The following is an 18461-nucleotide window of genomic DNA, read 5'->3' as shown; positions in this document are numbered from 1 at the left end:
ACCTGGGATTCAAACCGCGCCAAAACGGCGCATATAAGAGGGAGAAGCTAAATGACCCGTACGACACTCAAGGGCCTGCTGCTTGCGTCGAGCATTCTCGGCTCGGCCGGCCTGGCCCACGCGGAGGACGTCACGCTGACGATCGAAAGCTGGCGCAACGACGACCTGGCGATCTGGCAAGAAAAGCTGATCCCGGCTTTCGAAGCCAAGAACCCCGGCATCAAGGTCAAGTTCGCCCCGATGGCGCCGACCGAGTACAACGCGGCGCTGAACGCCAAACTCGACGCCGGCTCCGCGGGCGACCTCATCACCTGCCGTCCGTTCGATGTCTCGCTCGAACTCTACAACAAGAAGCACCTTGCCGACCTGACGGCGCTGCCGGGTATGGAAAATTTCTCCCCGGTCGCCAAGTCCGCCTGGACGACAGACGATGGCTCGGCCACCTTCTGCGTGCCGATGGCTTCGGTCATCCACGGCTTCATCTACAACAAGGACGCCTTCGACCAGCTCGGCATCCAGATCCCGACGACGGAAGCCGAATTCTTCGCAGCTCTCGACAAGATCAAGGCCGACGGCAACTACATCCCGATGGCGATGGGCACCAAGGATCTCTGGGAAGCCGCGACCATGGGCTACCAGAACATCGGCCCGACCTACTGGAAGGGTGAAGAAGGCCGCGCTGCGCTGATCAAGGGCGAGCAGAAGCTGACCGATGAACCGTGGGTCGAGCCCTATCGCGTTCTCGCCAAGTGGAAGGACTATCTCGGCGACGGCTTCGAGGCCCAGACCTATCCGGACAGCCAGAACCTGTTCACGCTCGGCCGCGCCGCGATCTATCCGGCCGGCTCGTGGGAAATCGGCCTGTTCAACACCCAGGCCCAGTTCAAGATGGGCGCCTTCCCGCCTCCGGTTAAGAACGCCGGCGACGCTTGCTACATCTCCGACCACAACGACATCGGCGTCGGTCTGAACGCCAAGAGTGCGCACGCCGAGCAAGCCAAGACCTTCCTTACCTGGGTCGCTTCGCCGGAATTCGCCGAGATTTACGCCAATTCGCTGCCGGGCTTCTTCAGCCTCAATTCGACCCCGGTGAAGATGACCGATCCGCTCGCTCAGGAATTCGTTTCCTGGCGCGAAAAGTGCAAGCCGACGATCCGCTCGACCTACCAGATCCTGGCGCGCGGTACGCCGAGCCTCGAGAACGAAACCTGGGTTGAATCGGCCAACGTCATCAACGGCACGGATACGCCTGAGGTTGCGGCCGAAAAGCTGCAGAAGGGTCTCGACGGCTGGTACAAGCCGGCGAAGTAAGCGCAACTGGTTCCCTCCCCTTCGGGGGAGGGTCGGCCCTACAGCGCCGCGCGTCTTGTCGGACGCACAAAGGTCGCTGTAGCACTTTGAATTGCTGAATGTTTTTGTCCTCAAATCGGATAGGATTGAGGAAACATGCAGCAAGGGCCGGGCGGGAGGACATTGCCCAAGGAGGCACTCCCCCAGCCGCAGCGTCCTCGACCTCCCCTTGATGGGGAGGTCCCCGACGCAGTCGTTTGCAAAAGAACGCGATAGCCTTAACCTTCGTCATGAGCCCGGATCGGGGCAGGCGTTATGCGGCAAGACCGGCCGTGTGGCGTCGACGTGCATCATGACGCCCTGGGGAACCGGTCGAACAAGCGGGTACGATCAATGAGCAACGTCACTTCACTGCAAGAGGGACAGCCGACCGTGAGACGGCCGAAACGCTGGCACATCCTCATCTTTCTGCTGCCGGCCCTTCTGGTCTACACGGCGGTGATGATCCTGCCGTTGATCGAGACGCTGCGTCTCTCGCTATACAACACGGTCGACGGCCAGCCGACCTTCGTTGGTCTCGCAAACTTCCAGGTCCTGTTCGGCGAGGAGCGCTGGGCGCACGACTTCTGGAACGCGCTGAAGAACAACGTCATCTTCTTCATCATTCACATGTGCGTGCAGAATCCGATCGGCGTTGCGCTGGCGGCCATGCTGTCCATTCCGAAGCTGCGTTTCGTCACGTTCTACCGCACGGCGATCTTCCTGCCGACGCTGCTTTCCTTCGTTATCGTCGGCTTCATCTGGAAGCTGATCCTGTCGCCGATCTGGGGTGTCGCGCCCTGGATGCTCGATCTCGTCGGCCTCAAGTCGATGTTTGCGCCCTGGCTCGGCAGGCCAGGCTCGGCCCTGATCGCCGTGTCGTTGATCTCGGTCTGGCAATATGTCGGCATCCCGATGATGCTGATCTACGCCGCCCTGCTCAACATTCCCGATGAAGTGATCGAAGCCGCCGAATGCGACGGCGTCACCGGCTGGAGCCAGTTCTGGAAGATCAAGCTGCCGCTGATCCTGCCCGCGATCGGCATCATCTCGATCCTGACCTTCGTCGGCAACTTCAACGCCTTCGACTTGGTCTACACCGTGCAGGGCGCGCTTGCCGGTCCTGATGGCTCGACCGACATTCTCGGCACGCTGCTCTACCGCACCTTCTTCGGCTTCCAGCTGCAGCTGGGCGACCGCTCGATGGGCGCGACGATCGCAACGGTGATGTTCCTGATCATCCTCGCCGGCGTCTCGCTCTACCTCTTCGTCATCCAGCGCCGCATGCGCCGCTATCAGTTCTAAGGGAGGCCGAGATGTCGCAAGCACGCCACTCCATTTTCCGCACCGGCTTCGTCCACATCGCGCTGATCGCCTATACGCTCATCTCGCTGTTTCCGGTGTTCCTGACGATCATCAACTCGTTCAAGGATCGCAACGCGATCTTCCGGGCGCCGTTGACGGTCCCGACGCCCGAGACCTTCAGCCTGATCGGCTACCAGACGGTGCTCGGCCAGGGCGATTTCGCGACCTACTTCCAGAACAGCTTCATCGTCACGGTCGTCGCGATCGCGCTGGTGCTGTTGTTCGGCGCCATGGCCGCGTTCGCGCTGTCGGAATACCGCTTCCGCGGCAATACGCTGATGGGGCTCTATCTCGCGATCGGCATCATGATCCCGATCCGGCTCGGCACCGTCGCCATCCTTCAGGGCATGGTCGCTGCCAACCTCGTCAACACGCTGACGGCGCTGATCCTCGTCTATACCGCACAGGGGCTACCGCTCGCGGTGTTCATCCTGTCGGAGTTCATGCGCACGGTTTCGGATGACCTGAAGAATGCCGGCCGCATCGACGGGCTGTCGGAATACTCGATCTTCTTCCGCCTCGTGCTGCCGCTGATCCGGCCGGCGATGGCAACGGTTGCCGTGTTCACGATGATCCCGATCTGGAACGATCTGTGGTTCCCATTGATCCTGGCGCCGGCAGAAGCAACCAAGACGGTCACGCTCGGCTCGCAGATCTTCATCGGCCAGTTCGTCACCAACTGGAACGCCGTGCTTGCGGCCCTGTCGCTCGCCATCCTTCCGGTTCTCGTCCTCTATGTCATTTTCTCGCGGCAGCTGATCCGCGGCATCACCGCAGGAGCAGTCAAGTGAGTTCAAACAGCAAACCGGTCCGGGTCCTCGTCGCGGGTCTCGGCAATATGGGCCGCAGCCATTCGCTGGCCTATCACAACAATCCCGGCTTCGAGATCGTCGGGCTGGTCAACCGCTCCAAGGTGGAGCTTCCGGAGGAACTGCGCGGCTACGAGATCCATCCTGACTTCAAGACGGCGCTTGAGGAACTGAAACCCGAACTCTGCTCGGTCTGTACCTATTCCGACAGCCATGCCGACTATGCGGTTGCCGCCTTCGAAGCCGGCTGCGACGTGTTCGTGGAGAAGCCGCTGGCAACGACGGTCGCAGACGCCGAACGGGTCGTTGCTGCCGCCAGGAAGCATGGCCGCAAGCTGATCATCGGCTACATCCTGCGCCACCACCCCTCGTGGATCCGGCTGATCGCCGAAGCCCGCAAACTCGGCGGTCCTTACGTCTTCCGCATGAACTTGAACCAGCAGTCGAGCGGTCCGACCTGGGAGACCCACAAGTCGCTGATGCAGACGACCCCGCCGATCGTCGACTGCGGCGTGCATTATGTCGACGTCATGTGCCAGATCACCGACGCCAAGCCGGTGGAGGTGCGCGGCATGGGCCTGCGTCTTTCCGACGAAATCGCTTCGGACATGTACAATTACGGCCACCTGCAGGTGATCTTCGAAGACGGGTCGGCCGGCTGGTACGAGGCCGGCTGGGGTCCGATGATTTCGGAGACCGCCTTCTTCGTGAAGGACGTCATGTCGCCAAAGGGCTCCGTGTCGATCGTCATGGATCCGAATGCCAAGTCGGACGATATCGACACACACACCAAGACCTCGGTCATTCGCGTGCACAATGCGGAAACTGGTCCCAACGGTCGCTTTCTCAAGCCGGACGAGGACCTGACAATGGACGGAGAGCCCGGCCATCAGGAACTCTGCGATCGTGAGCAGGCCTATGTGCTGAAGGCCATTCGCGAAGATATCAATCTCGACCGCCACATGAACGACGCCGTCCAGTCGCTGCGCATCTGCCTTGCGGCTGATGAAAGCGTCCGCACCGGTCAGCCGGTCAAACTTTAAGAGGGGCAATTAGGTGGGATCACTTCAACTCAAATCCATCCGCAAGGCCTACGGAAACCATGAGGTTCTCAAGGGCATCGACCTGGAAGTGAAGGACGGCGAGTTCGTCATCTTCGTGGGTCCTTCCGGCTGCGGCAAGTCGACATTGCTGCGCACCATTGCCGGCCTTGAGGACGCGACCTCCGGCAGCGTCCAGATCGACGGCGTCGAAGTCGGACACGTGGCCCCCGCCAAGCGCGGCATCGCCATGGTATTCCAGTCCTATGCGCTCTATCCGCACCTGACGGTGAAGGACAATATGGGCCTGGGCCTGAAGCAGGCCGGCAAGCCGAAAGCTGAAATCGAGGACAAGGTCGGCAAGGCCGCCAGCATGCTGTCGCTCGACCCCTATCTCGCCCGGCGCCCGGCGGAACTTTCCGGCGGCCAGCGCCAGCGTGTCGCCATCGGCCGCGCCATCGTGCGCGAACCGAAGCTGTTCCTGTTCGACGAGCCCTTGTCGAACCTCGATGCGGCCTTGCGCGTCAACACCCGGCTCGAGATCGCCCGGCTGCATCGCAGCCTGAAGGCCACGATGATCTACGTGACCCATGATCAGGTCGAAGCGATGACGCTGGCCGACAAGATCGTGGTGCTGAACGCCGGCCAGATCGAGCAGATCGGCTCGCCGATGGATCTCTACAACCGGCCGGCCAATGTCTTCGTCGGTGGCTTCATCGGCTCGCCGCAGATGAACTTCGTCGACGGCGCCCGCCTCGGCGATCCCGGCGCCAAGACGATCGGCATCCGGCCGGAACATATCGGTCTGTCGCGCGAGAGTGGCGACTGGAAGGGCAAGGTCATCCACGTCGAGCATCTGGGCGCCGACACGATTGTCTATATCGAGTCCGACCAGGTCGGTCTGATCACCGTTCGGCTGTTTGGCGAACACCGCTACGCGCCTGATGACATTGTCTTTGCGACGCCGATGGTCGGCAGCATGCACCGCTTCGGTGCCGACGACCGCGTCCTCGCCTGAGACGATAATCCGGCGACAAACCCGGATCACACCTTAGTGATATCAAGCCGCCGTGGTGCCGAAAGCACTGCGGCGGCTGATTTTTTTGATCGATTCAACGCGCTGCATCACGGTGTTGCACTGCGGCGCAAATTAACATACATTTGTGTTTGTATATTAGCGTTCCGGTATTTTCCCATCCCGATACTGGTAATTGCTTCCCTTCACTTCCGGACCGCGCAGCCCTGCGATACGCACTGGCTGCGCACGGTCACCGAATATGGACATCGCTATGCGCATGAACCGACCGACACTGGCCGCCGCCTTGGCAACCGTGATTCTCCTTTCCGGCTGCCAGAAAGACGAAGAACAGGCCGCTCCCGCCTTCCCGCCATCGGCCGTCGCTGTCTTCACGACCGCATCCGAGACGCTGCCGATCACCAATGAACTGCCGGGCCGCATCACCGCGACGCGCGTCGCCGAAGTTCGTCCGCGCGTTTCCGGCATCGTCGTCGAACGCGTCTTCCAGCAGGGCTCGAAGGTCAAGGAAGGTGACGTGCTCTACCGCATCGACCCTGCTCCCTTCCAGGTCCAGGTCGAAAAGGCCGAAGCGACCCTGCGCCGCGCCCAGGCCGTGCATCTCCAGGCCGAACAGAAGGCTGCCCGACAGGAAGCTCTGAAGAAGGCAAACGTCGTCGCCGCCCAGCAGTTCGACGATGCAAACGGCCTGCTGGCTGCAGCAAACGCCGACGTCGCCATCGCCCAGGCGGGCTTGGCCGCTGCCAAGCTCGACCTGCAATACGCCAACGTGACCGCCCCGATCAGCGGCCAGATCGGACGCGCTCTCATCACCGAGGGTGCGCTCGTCAGCGCCAACAGCTCGGAAAACCTCGCCACGATCCAGCAACTCGATCCGCTCTATGCCGACTTTACCCAGTCGGCGACCGATCTCATCCGCCTGCGCAAGGCGCTTGAAGCCGGCCAGATGATGAGCGGTGACCAGGAGGCCGAGGTTCAACTGATCCTCGACGACGGCACGCCTTATGAACACAAGGGCAAGCTCCTGTTCTCGGAAGCGGCCGTTGACGCGACGACCGGCCAGGTAACGCTGCGCGGCGAGTTCCCCAATCCCGACGGCGACCTATTGCCGGGCATGTATGTCCGCGTGCTGGTCCAGCAGGGTGTCGAGAAGGACGCGATCACCGTGCCGCAGCAGGCTGTCCAGCGCAACAATGCCGGCCAGTCGCAGGTCTATGTCGTGGCCGCCGACAAGAAGGTCGAGTTCCGCAACGTCACACTTGGACGCACGGTCGGAACCCGCTGGCAGGTGGCCTCGGGGCTGAAGCCCGGCGAAAAGGTCATCGTCGAAGGCTTCCAGAAGATCGGCCCCGGCGCGCCGGTGGAGCCTACCGACTGGGATCCGAATGCAAAGCCGGCGGCCGAAGCAGCCCAGACGACCGCGGCGACCGACGCAAAGCCCGCTGAAGCCACAGAGTGAGTGCTGATTAATGCCTAGTTTTTTCATCGACAGGCCTATTTTTGCCTGGGTGGTGGCGATCTTCATCATGCTCGCCGGCATCATCGCGATACCGCTGTTGCCGGTATCGCAATATCCTGATGTTGCGCCGCCGCAGATCTCCATCAACACGAGCTACCCCGGCGCTTCGTCGCAGGACACCTATCAGAGCGTCACCCGGCTGATCGAAAACGAGCTGAACGGCGTCGAAGGCCTGCTCTATTTCGAATCGACCTCCAGCGCTGCCGGCTCGGTCGACATCAGCGCCACCTTTGCACCCGGTACAGATCCGGGACAGGCGGCCGTCGACATTCAGAACCGCGTTCGCCGCGTCGAACCGCGCCTGCCCGATTCGGTCAAGCGCCAGGGCGTACAGGTCGACGAAGCCGGTTCCGGCTTCCTGATGATCGTCGCGCTCACCTCGACCGACGGCTCTATGGACGCCATCGGTCTCGGCGACTATCTCAGCCGCAACGTGCTGAACGAAGTCCAGCGCGTGCCCGGCGTCGGCCGTGCGCAGCTGTTTGCGACCGAACGCTCGATGCGCATCTGGCTCGATCCGGACAAGATGCTCGGCCTCAACCTGACCGCCGGCGACGTGACGAATGCCATCCAGGCCCAGAACGCCCAGATCGCATCCGGCTCGATCGGCGCACAGCCGAACCCGATCACGCAGCAGATCAGTGCTCCTGTTGTCGTCAAGGGTCAGCTGTCGAGCGCCGAGGAATTCGGAGCGATCGTGCTTCGCGCCAATCCGGACGGCTCCTCCGTTCGTCTGCGCGACGTTGCCCGCGTCGAGATCGGCGGCGAAAGCTACGCGTTTTCGACCCGCCTGAACGGCAAGCCGTCCGCGGCTATCGCCATACAGCTGTCGCCAAGCGGCAACGCGATGTCGACCTCGACGGCGATCAAGGAGCGCATGGACGAACTGTCGAAGTTCTTCCCGGAGGGCCTGGAATATTCGGTTCCCTACGACACCTCGCCGTTCGTTGCCGTTTCCATCGAGAAGGTGCTTTCGACGCTGGTCGAAGCGGTCGCGCTCGTCTTCATCGTGATGTTCCTGTTCCTGCAGAACATCCGCTACACCATCATCCCGACACTCGTCGTGCCGGTCGCTCTTCTGGGCACCTGCGCGGTGATGCTGGCGATGGGCTTCTCGATCAACGTTCTGACCATGTTCGGCATGGTGCTGGCGATCGGCATCCTGGTCGACGATGCGATCATCGTCGTCGAGAACGTCGAACGCATCATGTCCGAAGAGGGGCTGACACCGAAGGACGCCACCCGCAAGGCAATGAAGCAGATCACCGGCGCCGTCATCGGCATCACGCTGGTGCTGGCTTCGGTGTTCATTCCGATGGCCTTCTTCCCGGGCGCCGTCGGCGTGATCTATCGCCAGTTCTCGCTGACCATGGTCGTGTCGATCCTGTTCTCGGCACTGCTCGCGCTGTCGCTGACGCCGGCGCTGTGCGCCAGCTTCCTGAAGCAGGTTCCGAAGGGCCACCACCACGCCAAGCGCGGCTTCTTCGGCTGGTTCAACCGCAGCTTCGACAAGACCTCGCACGGCTATAGCGGCATCGTGAAGCGCCTGGTCCACCGCACCGGTCGCTACATGATCGTCTACATCGCCGTCTTGGCCGGCCTCGGCTGGCTGTTCATGAAGCTGCCGTCGTCGTTCCTTCCGGACGAAGACCAGGGCTTCGTGATCGTCATGATGCAGCTCCCCTCCGAAGCGACGGGCAACCGTACGACCGAGGTGGTGGAACAGGCGGAGAAGATCTTCGGCCAGGAGCCGGCTGTCGAACGCATCATCGCGATCAACGGCTTCTCCTTCTTCGGCACCGGACAGAACGCAGCGCTCGCCTTCGTGACGCTGAAGGACTGGAAGGAACGCGACGCCGACAACGCCGCTCAATCGATCGCCATGCGGGCCACCATGGCCATGAGCCAGATCAAGGATGCGATCAGCTTCGCGCTGTCGCCGCCGGCGATCCAGGGCCTCGGCACCACCGGGGGCTTCTCCTTCCGCCTGCAGGATCGTGGCGGTCTCGGCGAAGCGGCTTTGTCCCAGGCACGCGACCAGCTTCTCGGCCTTGCGGCTCAGAGCAAGATCGTGACCGGGGTTCGCTTCGAAGGCATGCCCGATGCGGCTCAGGTCAGCGTGGCCATCGACCGCGAAAAGGCCAATACCTTCGGCGTGACCTTTGCGGACATCAACTCGACGATCTCGACCAACCTTGGCTCGTCTTATGTCAACGACTTCCCGAATGCCGGCCGCATGCAGCGCGTGACGGTGCAGGCGGACGAGGGTCAGCGCATGCAGACGGCGGATCTGTTGAACCTCAACGTCCGCAACGCCAATGGCGGCATGGTCCCGCTCTCCGCCTTCGCGACGGTGGAGTGGGTCAAGGCCTCGACCCAGACGATCGGCTACAACGGCTACCCGTCGGTACGCATCAGCGGCGAAGCGGCTCCGGGTTACTCCTCCGGTGACGCGATCAACGAAATGCAGCGGCTTGCGGGCGAACTGTCGGCAGGCTTCGGTTACGAATGGACCGGCCAGTCCCTGCAGGAAATCCAGTCGGGTACCCAGGCGCCTCTCTTGATCGCGCTGTCGTGCCTGCTCGTCTTCCTGTGCCTGGCTGCGCTCTATGAGAGCTGGTCGATCCCGGTGGCGGTCATCATGGTGGTTCCGCTCGGCGTCATCGGTTCGGTGCTTGCCGTGACCATGCGCGAGATGCCGAACGACGTGTACTTCAAGGTCGGCCTGATCGCGATCATCGGCCTGTCGGCGAAGAACGCCATCCTGATCATCGAGTTCGCCAAGGAACTGCGTGAACAGGGCAAATCGCTGATCGATGCGACGCTGGAGGCAGCACACTTACGCTTCCGCCCGATCCTGATGACGTCGCTCGCCTTCACGCTCGGCGTTCTGCCGCTGGCGATTGCCACCGGCGCAAGCTCTGGCAGCCAGCGCGCCATCGGTACCGGCGTGATGGGTGGTATGATCTCGGCAACGGTGCTGGCGATCTTCTTCGTTCCGGTGTTCTTCGTGTTCGTCACGAAGCTGTTCGGACGCAAGAAGGTAGAAGCCACACCGGCTGCAGCCGAGACCCCAACACCCGCCGAATAACACTGCTATCGACGGCCCGCCCTCTCGGCGGGCCGTTCTGCAAGGAGGAATGAATGCGCAGAACGAAAGCCGATGCGGAGGCAACCCGGCAGAAGATCCTGAGCGCCGCTGAACGTGTGTTCTACGAAAAGGGTGTTTCAAACACCACGCTTGAGGAAGTGGCCAAGGAAGCGGGCGTGACCCGCGGCGCCATCTACTGGCACTTCGCCAACAAGACCGATCTTTTCCTGGCCCTGCACGATGCCGTGCCGCTGCCCCAGGAAGACATGATCGCCCAGGAAATCGAGGCCGAGGCCGCCGATACGCTGGCAATCGTCGAGGACGCCATGGGCGCCTGGATCGATATCCTGGCCGCCGACGAGCAGCGCCAGCGCATTCTCACCATCATGCTGCGCACCAACTACGACGGCGACATGAGCGAGGTCCTGACCCGCCACAAGGAACTCGACGAACATCATAATGCCCTGCTCGAACTGGCCTTTTCCCGCGCCCTTGCCAAGGGCTACATGCAGGACAGCTGGACGCCCACGTCGGCGACCCGCACGCTTCACTGGATGATGCTTGGGCTTTGCACCCAGTGGCTGCTCTTTGGTCGCCCGTTCGACATCGTCGCCGAAGGGCGTGACGGGCTGAGGCGGCTGTTTTCGAGCTTCCGCACGCCCTCCGCCGCCCGTTCTGCACTATCCACCGTCAGCTGAAGACGACGGTCTTATGGCCGTTGAGCATCACCCGCCGTTCCAGGTGCAGCTTGACGGCACGGGCCAGCACGCGGCTTTCGATGTCACGGCCGCTGGCGACGAAGTCCTCCGCCGTCAGCGCGTGGCTGACACGTTCGGTTTCCTGCTCGATGATCGGCCCCTCGTCGAGATCCGGGGTGACGTAGTGGGCCGTGGCGCCAATCAGCTTGACGCCGCGTTCGTGGGCCTGGTGGTAGGGCCTGGCCCCCTTGAACGACGGCAGGAACGAGTGATGGATGTTGATCGCCTTGCCGTAGAGGCGCTTTGACAGATTGTCCGAAAACACCTGCATGTACCGCGCCAGGATCACCAGATCGGCGCCGGTCTCCTGCGTCAGGCGCAACAGCTTTTCCTCCTGCTCTTCCCTGTTGGTCTTCGATACCGTCCAATGATGAAACGGGATCGCCTCGAGTTCCGCCGTGCGCCGGCTGTCCTCGTGATTGGAAACGATGGCGGCGACCTCGGCGTTCAGCCAGCCGACGCGGATCTGGTAGAGCAGACGCAGGAGCGCATGGTCGAACTTCGACACCAGGATGACGATCTTCGGCTTGCGTGCGGCTTCCGTCAGCGCGGTGCGCATCTGGAACCGGTCGACCGCCGGCCGCAACGCCCGCTCGACGTCGTCCCGCGTCATGCCATCGGGCGCCTGGAAGGCGATGCGCATGAAGAAGCTGTTGGTGTGCCGATCCCAGAACTGGCTGCTCTCGGCGATATTCGCGCCAAGGCCGGCCAGCTCCGTCGTCACTGCGGCAACGATGCCCGGCTTGTCGTCACAGGACAGCACAAGGATGAATGTGTTGGTGGCCATGGTCTCCTCCGATCGGCGGCTCTGCCGGGCGCGCTAGCGCCCTCCCCGATCGCTGCCTAGGGGGAGACGAGGACGACCGCAACCGCTGAGACGGCGGCGGCATGCGCTTTCTATCATCGTGATACGCCGACAGGCAGAAGGCGGCCGTCGTGGCCGCCTTCTGCAAGAATAACCGCAGCTGTCGATGCAAGGTCGCTGATGGAATCCCTCAGGGAAACCTCAGTGCGCCTCGTCCCAGTTCATCGCGGCGCGGGCATCGACCTTGAGCGGTACCCGCATGTCGAGCGCCGGCATCGCGGCATTTTCCATCACCGACACGACGATCGGGATGGTCCGCTCGACGTCGGCATCCTCGACCTCGAAGATCAGTTCGTCGTGCACCTGCAGCAGCATGCGGGCGGAAAGCTTCGCCTCACTCAGCGCCGGCTCGATTTTCACCATGGCACGACGGATGATATCAGCTGCGGACCCCTGGATCGGCGCGTTGATCGAAGCGCGCTCGTTGAAGGCGCGATGCGAGGGGATCGACGAGCGAATGTCGGGGTAATGTGCACGCCGCCCGAAGATCGTTTCGACATAGCCGTGCTCGCGGGCAAAGGCCTTGGTGTTTTCCATGTAGTCGCGAATGCCGGGGAAACGCTCGAAATACTTCTTGATGTAGTCGCTGGCTTCCGAGCGCTCGATCGACAACTGGTTGGCAAGGCCGAAAGCGGAGATACCGTAGATGATGCCGAAGTTGATGGCCTTCGCCCGCCGGCGGATTTCGCTCGGCATGCCCGCGACAGGAACGCCGAACATCTCCGAAGCCGTCATCGCGTGAATGTCGACGCCATCGGCAAAGGCCTGGCGAAGCTGCGGGATGTCGGCGACATGGGCAAGCACGCGCAGTTCGATCTGGCTGTAGTCGGCCGAAACCAGCTTGTGACCTGATGTGGCAATGAAGGCCGTGCGGATCTTGCGGCCTTCGGCGGTGCGCACCGGGATGTTCTGCAGGTTCGGGTCGGACGAGGACAGGCGTCCCGTCGTCGTCGCCGCCAGCGCATAGGAGGTGTGGACGCGTTTGGTTTCCGGATGGACGAAACCCGGCAAGGCGTCCGTATAGGTCGACTTCAACTTGGTCATCTGGCGCCAGTCGACGATCTTGCGCGGCAGTTCGTGGCCCTCCGCCGCGAGATCCTCGAGCACCTGCGCCGAGGTCGACCATTGGCCGGTCTTGGTCTTCGAACCGCCGGGCAGCCCCATCTTGCCGAAGAGGATATCGCCGAGCTGCTTGGGCGAGCCGACGGTAAATGTTTCGCCGGCTAACTTGTAGATCTCGTCTTCGAGCGCCGCTGCCCCTTGCGCCAGTTCGCCGGAGAGGCGCGACAGGATCTGGCGATCGATGGTGATACCGCGCTCTTCCATGTGGGCCAGCACCGGCACGAGCGGGCGCTCCAGCCGCTCATAGACGCGCACCAGCCCCTTGGCCACCAGCCGCGGCTTCAGCACGTGCCAGAGGCGCAGGGTGACTTCGGCATCCTCGGCGGCATAGGCGGTGGCGCGGTCGATATCGACATAATCGAAGGTCACCGACGATTTGCCGCTGCCGGTCATGTCCTTGTAGGCGAGCGGCTTGTGACCGAGCCAGCGCTCCGACAGCGCATCCATCCCGTGCGTGCCGTTGCCGGCATCAACGACGTAGGACATCAGCATGGTGTCGTCGAAGCCCTGGACGGTGATGCCGTGTCGCTTCATGAGGAGGTAGTCGTATTTGAGGTTCTGTGCGACTTTCAACACCGAAGGATCTTCAAGCAGCACCTTCAGCCGGCTGAGCGCCTCGCGCACCGGAATCTGGTTTTCAGCATGGCCGCCGCCGAGAAGATCGCCCACTCCTGTTTTATGGATCAGCGGCACATAGGCGGCGCGGATCACCGTTCCCGAAGGGTCCTTGCCATAGTCAGCAAGCGCCAGCGAGAAGCCGACGAGCTCGGCCTGCATGGCATCGAGCGACGTCGTTTCGGTGTCGAAGGCGACGAGGCCCGCGTCCTTGGCGTCGGCAATCCAGGCGTCGAGCGTCGGCAGATCGCGGATCGCGACATACCGCGAGTGGTCGATGGTAGCGCTGGCGAAAAGGGCTGCGCGCGATTGTGCGAGCGCCTCTGGTGTGGCGTCAGTGGCCTCGCCCGTGGAGGCTACCTGGCTCACGGCCGCAGGCGCGGCCTCGCCGGCACTCGACGACGCCGGGGCAGCCGCAGCCTTGTCGAGATCCGGTCCGCGCGCATCCGCGCCCCACTCGACCGGCACCGCGGCCGGTTCGACCACATCGGCGTCCGTATCGGTGGCGGCGGCCACGCGACGGGTGAGCGTGGTGAATTCCATCGCCTTCAGGAAGGCGACGAGGCGCGGCCCATCCTGCGGTTCGAGATGCAGCTCCTCGAGAGGGACGTCGAGCGGCGTGTCGGTGCGCAGCGTCACCAACTGGCGTGACAGGCGGGCAAGGTCGGCATTGGCGATGATGTTTTCGCGGCGCTTGGCCTGCTTGATTTCGCCCGCACGCGCCAGCAGCGTATCGAGATCGCCGTATTCCTCCAGCAATTGCGCCGCGGTCTTGGGGCCGATGCCGGGGATGCCAGGCACGTTGTCGGTCGAGTCGCCGGTCATCGCCTGAAGATCGATCATCTTTTCCGGCGGCACACCCCATTTCTCGATCACTTCCGGGATCGAGATCTGCTTGTCCTTCATGCTGTCGTACATCGAGACGTTCGGCGTCACGAGTTGCATCAGGTCCTTGTCGGAGGAGATGATGGTGACGCTGGCGCCCGCCTTTTCGGCAAGGCGCGTATAGGTGGCGATCAGGTCATCGGCCTCAAACCCTTCCTTCTCGATGCAAGGCAGGTTGAAGGCGCGCGTGGCGTGGCGGATCAGCCCGAACTGCGGGATCAGATCCTCAGGCGGCGCCGAGCGATTGGCCTTGTAGAGATCGTAGAGTTCGTTTCGGAACGTTTTCGAGGAATAGTCGAAAATGACGGCGAAATGCGTCGGCGTCACGCCGACGGAGGTGTCGCGCGCATCGGTGAGCAACTTCCACAACATGTTGCAGAAACCGGACACCGCATTGACCGGAAGGCCATCGGATTTGCGGTTGAGCGGCGGGATGGCGTGGAACGCCCGGAAGATGAATCCGGAGCCGTCGACGAGGAAGAGGTGATCACCGTTTTTCATGGGCAATGGATAGCGCGGGGTGAGCCAAACGTCCATTGCGGTTTTCTCGTCGAACACTACAATGTCCAGCTGTCACAGAGGAGCAAGCGATGCCGCATGACGTGCAATATGCACTGAGACAGTACCTTGTTCTTTCAGGGTTTGCCGGAGTCTGTTTCGTCATTTCCTGGCTGTTGAGCGATCCGGCATTCCTTGTCGTCATCAAGACCGTCTTTGCGCCGATCTATCTGCTTGCGACGACGGGGCTCGATGCCCATTTCAGACGGGCGGACGCCGCGCCGTGGCCACTGTGGCAGAAGGTCGAATACGCGATCGCTCGGGCCGCACTTTTCGTCGCCTTCATTATCGTCATGTGCATCAGGCCGGATCAATCGGCCCGCGATGTGGCGAAATCAGCGTTGGCGACTGCAATCGCGATCGGCGCCGTGGAGGTCATTTTTGCCTTGCGGAACCGGCGCTCGAAGGGCGCTTGAGCAATGTCCGGCTTTCACAGAAACGTTACGCATTTGTAATGTGCGATTCATTGGCCCAATCCTTGAAAAGCCACATTTGAATCCTCAAATCTTAGTCAACGGCACCGAGTGATGCCGTCTTCTGGTGATTGGCCTGTCCCCCGCCCGCACCAGATGAGGACAAAGGCCTTATCCCCCTCTCCGGGCCTTTGTCCCGTTTTCAGAGAACCGCCACGGCGCCGCCTCCGCGCCGTGGCGGTTTCTCGTTGGTTGGGTCAAGTCCTTGTCAAATCCTTGTGAGATAAGGCTTTCTCAAGTCCATCGCCTGCTTTGTAACTTGTCTTCGCGCCGCTTCGAGCGTACCCATTGGAGCATGGCCTTCAACCGTATGGAATCTGCGACTTACCTGGCCAGCCTGCTGGCCAAAAGCTTCTCGCGTGCACTTCAGGAGCGCGGTCAGAAGCTCGGCTTCGCGCCCGGGCAGTTTCCCGTCCTGTTGGAACTATGGGCCGAGGAGGGTCTGACCCAGAAACAGCTTCTCGACAGGCTCGACATCGAACAGGCGACCATGGCCAACACGCTGGCGAGAATGGAACGCGACGGGCTCATCGTCAGGCGCAAACATCCGCAGGACAAGCGTTCGCAGCAAATCTTCCTGACCGAGAGGGCGAGGGAAATCGAGGCGGCGGCCAAGGAGGCAGCGCTTGCCGCCGATCAGTCGCTGTTATCAGGCCTCAGGCAATTCGAGCGCGAACTCATGCTCGAATACATGCGCATGGCGCTTGCCCATGCCGCGCGTGACGGCGGTGCCGCGTGACAGGCAACACGTCTCCCTAATCGTTCCATCAAAAAATTTGGCTTAAATCCACCCGCATGAGGTTCTAAACAACCTGAGCGGGTTCGTTCGGACACGCCAAAATCGCTGCCGCCCGTCGAACGGCCGCATGATTTCGCTGCTGAAATCGATTCCGATTTGCGGCGTCATGCAGTAGGTTCCGGCAAAACTTGAAGCAAGGATATGCATGATGGCAGATATCACCCCCATTCTCGAGCGCGCAGACGCAAACCTGCCGAAGAGCCTGGACAGGCTTTTCGACCTCGTGCGCATCAAGTCGATCTCGACCGATCCGGCCTTCAAGGCCGATTGCCGCAAGGCCGCCGAATGGCTGGTCGCGGAACTGAACGGCCTCGGCTTCGACGCCTCGATCCGCGACACTCCCGGACATCCGATGGTAGTTGCCCATCACGCCGGCGCCACCGCCGATGCCCCGCATGTGCTGTTCTACGGGCATTACGACGTCCAGCCGGTCGATCCCCTGAACCTGTGGGACACCGATCCGTTCGAACCCGGCGTCAAGGAGCTGGAGCCCGGCCGCAAGGTCATCACCGGCCGAGGCACCGCCGACGACAAGGGCCAGCTCTTGACCTTCGTCGAAGCCGCCCGCGCCTACAAGGAAGTCCACGGTTCGCTGCCCTGCCGCGTCACGATCCTGTTCGAAGGTGAGGAAGAGTCCGGCTCGCCGTCGCTAAAACCTTTCCTCGAAGCCAATGCGGCCGAACTCAAAGCCGACTATGCACTTGTCTGCGATACCAGCATGTGGGACCGGGACACGCCTGCGATCTCGGCGGGCTTGCGCGGGCTCGTCGGCGAGGAAGTCATCATCAAGGCGGCCGACCGCGACCTGCATTCGGGCTATTTCGGTGGTGCTGCCGCCAACCCGATCCGCATCCTGACCGGCATCCTCGCCGGGCTTCATGACGAAAACAGCCGCGTGACGCTCGAAGGCTTCTACGAAGGCGTCGAGGAAACCCCGGCCCAGATCAAGGCTGCATGGGAGACGCTTGGCCAGACCGCGGAAAAATTCCTCGGCGAAATCGGCCTGTCGATCCCGTCTGGTGAAAAGAACCGTTCGGTCCTCGAACTCACCTGGGCCCGCCCGACCGCCGAGATCAACGGCATCACCGGCGGCTACACCGGCGAAGGCTTCAAGACGGTGATTGCCGCGCAGGCTTCCGCCAAGGTCTCCTTCCGCCTGGTCGGCAACCAGAACCCGGAGAAGATCCGCGAAGCTTTCCGCGCCTATGTGCGCTCGAAGGTGCCGGCGGACTGCACGGTCGAATTTCACGCCCATGGCGGTTCGCCGGCAATCCAGCTGCCCTACGATTCGAACCTGCTCAACACGGCAAAGCTCGCCCTTTCCGACGAATGGCCGAAGCCGGCCGTGGTCATCGGCATGGGCGGCTCGATCCCGATCGTCGGCGACTTCCAGAAGATGCTCGGCATGGAATCGCTGCTCGTCGGCTTCGGCCTTTCGGACGACCGCATCCATTCGCCGAACGAGAAATACGAGCTGCAATCCTATCACAAGGGCATTCGTTCCTGGATCCGCATCCTGAACGCGCTTGCCGCCTGATATCGAACGACGTCGTGGCGGGTCAGCCCGCCACGACCATCACCCCGCTTTCGAGATCATCACGACAAAGTCGGCGACAAGCGCTGCAAACACGCCGCTGCCGGTAACCACTACGCCGATGAAGAAGATGCGCGTCGCGTGACCGTAGACCTTTGGCTGCAGCGACCGCAGCTGCAGAAAGTCCCAGAGCGCATGCATCTGCAAAAGGATGCCGATCGCCAACAGGATGACGGCGGGAAGATCGCCCATATTCCATGGCACCGGATTGGCTGCCCACTGGGTGAGAAAGCCCAGCGAAAACGACAGCACCACGCCGACGACCGTCACCGTTCCATTGCGAAAAACCGGCTCGATCGGCTTTTCCTCATCGTTCTGCATCCGCCCGCCTCCGCTTTACCGTGTCGTGTTCGCGATTTCTTGACCAAACACCGGCCCCTGCCGGGGCATCGATCCTTGACCTGCTCGACCTCAGATGCTTCCCTTTTGCAAAACAAATCAGAATGGGAAATTGGATCGTTGGCAAGTGTGAGGACCGAGACGTCGCGTTCCGGACGCGAAACTGTGACGGGCTGGAGCCGCGATCGCGGCTGCTTTCATGAACAGATGCGTCCCGAGATAAAGGCGACGCCGTCGAAAGGGCCTTCGGCCAAGATTGTTGCA

14 protein-coding genes are annotated in these 18461 nt (G+C 62.0%); 11 read left to right on the top strand and 3 right to left on the bottom strand.

Features of this window, described 5'->3' with window-relative positions; all coding sequences use genetic code 11:
* The first annotated feature begins 51 nt into the window (after positions 1–51).
* From C6558_RS00395 to C6558_RS00360, 8 genes are all read left to right on the top strand, one after another.
* On the top strand, positions 52–1311 hold the full coding sequence (locus tag C6558_RS00395; protein ID WP_025425451.1) for an ABC transporter substrate-binding protein: 1260 nt from the start codon (positions 52–54) through the stop codon (positions 1309–1311).
* Between the two features lie 372 nt (positions 1312–1683).
* Positions 1684–2634 carry a carbohydrate ABC transporter permease gene (locus C6558_RS00390; protein WP_025425450.1) on the top strand — a complete coding sequence of 317 codons (951 nt, stop codon included), beginning with the start codon at positions 1684–1686 and terminating at the stop codon, positions 2632–2634.
* 11 nt (positions 2635–2645) lie between these two features.
* Positions 2646–3485: a carbohydrate ABC transporter permease gene (locus C6558_RS00385; protein ID WP_025425449.1), complete on the top strand. Its 840-nt coding sequence runs from the start codon at positions 2646–2648 to the stop codon at positions 3483–3485.
* The gene (locus tag C6558_RS00380) at positions 3482–4546 is read left to right on the top strand and encodes a Gfo/Idh/MocA family protein (RefSeq protein WP_025425448.1); all 1065 of its coding nucleotides are present in this window, start codon (positions 3482–3484) and stop codon (positions 4544–4546) included. Before C6558_RS00385 ends, C6558_RS00380 begins: the two co-directional genes overlap by 4 nt.
* Before the next feature lie 13 nt (positions 4547–4559).
* Complete coding sequence (locus C6558_RS00375) at positions 4560–5561, top strand: ABC transporter ATP-binding protein (RefSeq protein WP_025425447.1); 1002 nt, start codon at positions 4560–4562, stop codon at positions 5559–5561.
* Between the two features lie 259 nt (positions 5562–5820).
* Positions 5821–7038: an efflux RND transporter periplasmic adaptor subunit gene (locus C6558_RS00370; protein ID WP_025425446.1), complete on the top strand. Its 1218-nt coding sequence runs from the start codon at positions 5821–5823 to the stop codon at positions 7036–7038.
* A 10-nt stretch (positions 7039–7048) separates the two neighbouring features.
* The gene (locus C6558_RS00365; protein ID WP_025425445.1) at positions 7049–10189 is read left to right on the top strand and encodes an efflux RND transporter permease subunit; all 3141 of its coding nucleotides are present in this window, start codon (positions 7049–7051) and stop codon (positions 10187–10189) included.
* A gap of 53 nt (positions 10190–10242) precedes the next feature.
* Positions 10243–10887: a TetR family transcriptional regulator gene (locus C6558_RS00360; RefSeq protein ID WP_025425444.1), complete on the top strand. Its 645-nt coding sequence runs from the start codon at positions 10243–10245 to the stop codon at positions 10885–10887.
* Here C6558_RS00360 and purU read toward each other — a convergent pair.
* Both purU and polA read right to left on the bottom strand, forming a co-directional pair.
* Positions 10880–11734: a formyltetrahydrofolate deformylase gene (gene purU, locus C6558_RS00355; RefSeq protein WP_057219983.1), complete on the bottom strand. Its 855-nt coding sequence runs from the start codon at positions 11732–11734 to the stop codon at positions 10880–10882. The two genes, C6558_RS00360 and purU, sit on opposite strands and share 8 nt — an antisense overlap.
* Before the next feature lie 219 nt (positions 11735–11953).
* Positions 11954–14935 carry a DNA polymerase I gene (gene polA / locus C6558_RS00350; protein WP_025425442.1) on the bottom strand — a complete coding sequence of 994 codons (2982 nt, stop codon included), beginning with the start codon at positions 14933–14935 and terminating at the stop codon, positions 11954–11956.
* A gap of 89 nt (positions 14936–15024) precedes the next feature.
* On the opposite strand from polA, the gene C6558_RS00345 reads away from it, so the two are divergent.
* The 3 genes from C6558_RS00345 to C6558_RS00335 all read left to right on the top strand — a co-directional run bounded on the left by C6558_RS00345 (position 15025) and on the right by C6558_RS00335 (position 17801).
* Positions 15025–15408, top strand: coding sequence for a hypothetical protein (locus C6558_RS00345; RefSeq protein WP_025425441.1), 384 nt, complete (start codon positions 15025–15027; stop codon positions 15406–15408).
* Positions 15409–15760: 352 nt separating this feature from the next.
* Complete coding sequence (locus tag C6558_RS00340) at positions 15761–16204, top strand: MarR family winged helix-turn-helix transcriptional regulator (RefSeq protein ID WP_025425440.1); 444 nt, start codon at positions 15761–15763, stop codon at positions 16202–16204.
* Between the two features lie 205 nt (positions 16205–16409).
* Positions 16410–17801 (top strand): M20/M25/M40 family metallo-hydrolase, encoded by a 1392-nt coding sequence (locus C6558_RS00335; protein WP_025425439.1) that lies wholly within the window; start codon positions 16410–16412, stop codon positions 17799–17801.
* Positions 17802–17840: 39 nt separating this feature from the next.
* On the opposite strand, the gene C6558_RS00330 is transcribed toward C6558_RS00335, so the two are convergent.
* Positions 17841–18179 (bottom strand): hypothetical protein, encoded by a 339-nt coding sequence (locus C6558_RS00330; RefSeq protein ID WP_107026811.1) that lies wholly within the window; start codon positions 18177–18179, stop codon positions 17841–17843.
* Positions 18180–18461: the final 282 nt, after the last annotated feature.

The organism is Ensifer sp. NM-2, from assembly GCF_003024455.1.
GTDB classification, from domain to species: Bacteria; Pseudomonadota; Alphaproteobacteria; order Rhizobiales; family Rhizobiaceae; genus Ensifer; species Ensifer canadensis.
The sequence above is the reverse complement of the archived record's forward strand: the minus strand, read 5'-3'. Positions and strand labels throughout refer to the sequence as shown.

Excerpts from the sequence above, each read along its gene's own strand:
- C6558_RS00395 (WP_025425451.1), top strand. The coding sequence starts at position 52 with ATGACCCGTACGACACTCAAGGGCCTGCTGCTTGCGTCGAGCATTCTC.
- C6558_RS00390 (WP_025425450.1), top strand. The coding sequence starts at position 1,684 with ATGAGCAACGTCACTTCACTGCAAGAGGGACAGCCGACCGTGAGACGG.
- C6558_RS00385 (WP_025425449.1), top strand. The coding sequence starts at position 2,646 with ATGTCGCAAGCACGCCACTCCATTTTCCGCACCGGCTTCGTCCACATC.
- C6558_RS00370 (WP_025425446.1), top strand. The coding sequence starts at position 5,821 with ATGGACATCGCTATGCGCATGAACCGACCGACACTGGCCGCCGCCTTG.
- C6558_RS00365 (WP_025425445.1), top strand. The coding sequence starts at position 7,049 with ATGCCTAGTTTTTTCATCGACAGGCCTATTTTTGCCTGGGTGGTGGCG.
- C6558_RS00360 (WP_025425444.1), top strand. The coding sequence starts at position 10,243 with ATGCGCAGAACGAAAGCCGATGCGGAGGCAACCCGGCAGAAGATCCTG.
- purU (WP_057219983.1), bottom strand. The coding sequence starts at position 11,734 with ATGGCCACCAACACATTCATCCTTGTGCTGTCCTGTGACGACAAGCCG.
- polA (WP_025425442.1), bottom strand. The coding sequence starts at position 14,935 with ATGAAAAACGGTGATCACCTCTTCCTCGTCGACGGCTCCGGATTCATC.
- C6558_RS00345 (WP_025425441.1), top strand. The coding sequence starts at position 15,025 with ATGCCGCATGACGTGCAATATGCACTGAGACAGTACCTTGTTCTTTCA.
- C6558_RS00340 (WP_025425440.1), top strand. The coding sequence starts at position 15,761 with ATGGCCTTCAACCGTATGGAATCTGCGACTTACCTGGCCAGCCTGCTG.
- C6558_RS00335 (WP_025425439.1), top strand. The coding sequence starts at position 16,410 with ATGATGGCAGATATCACCCCCATTCTCGAGCGCGCAGACGCAAACCTG.
- C6558_RS00330 (WP_107026811.1), bottom strand. The coding sequence starts at position 18,179 with ATGCAGAACGATGAGGAAAAGCCGATCGAGCCGGTTTTTCGCAATGGA.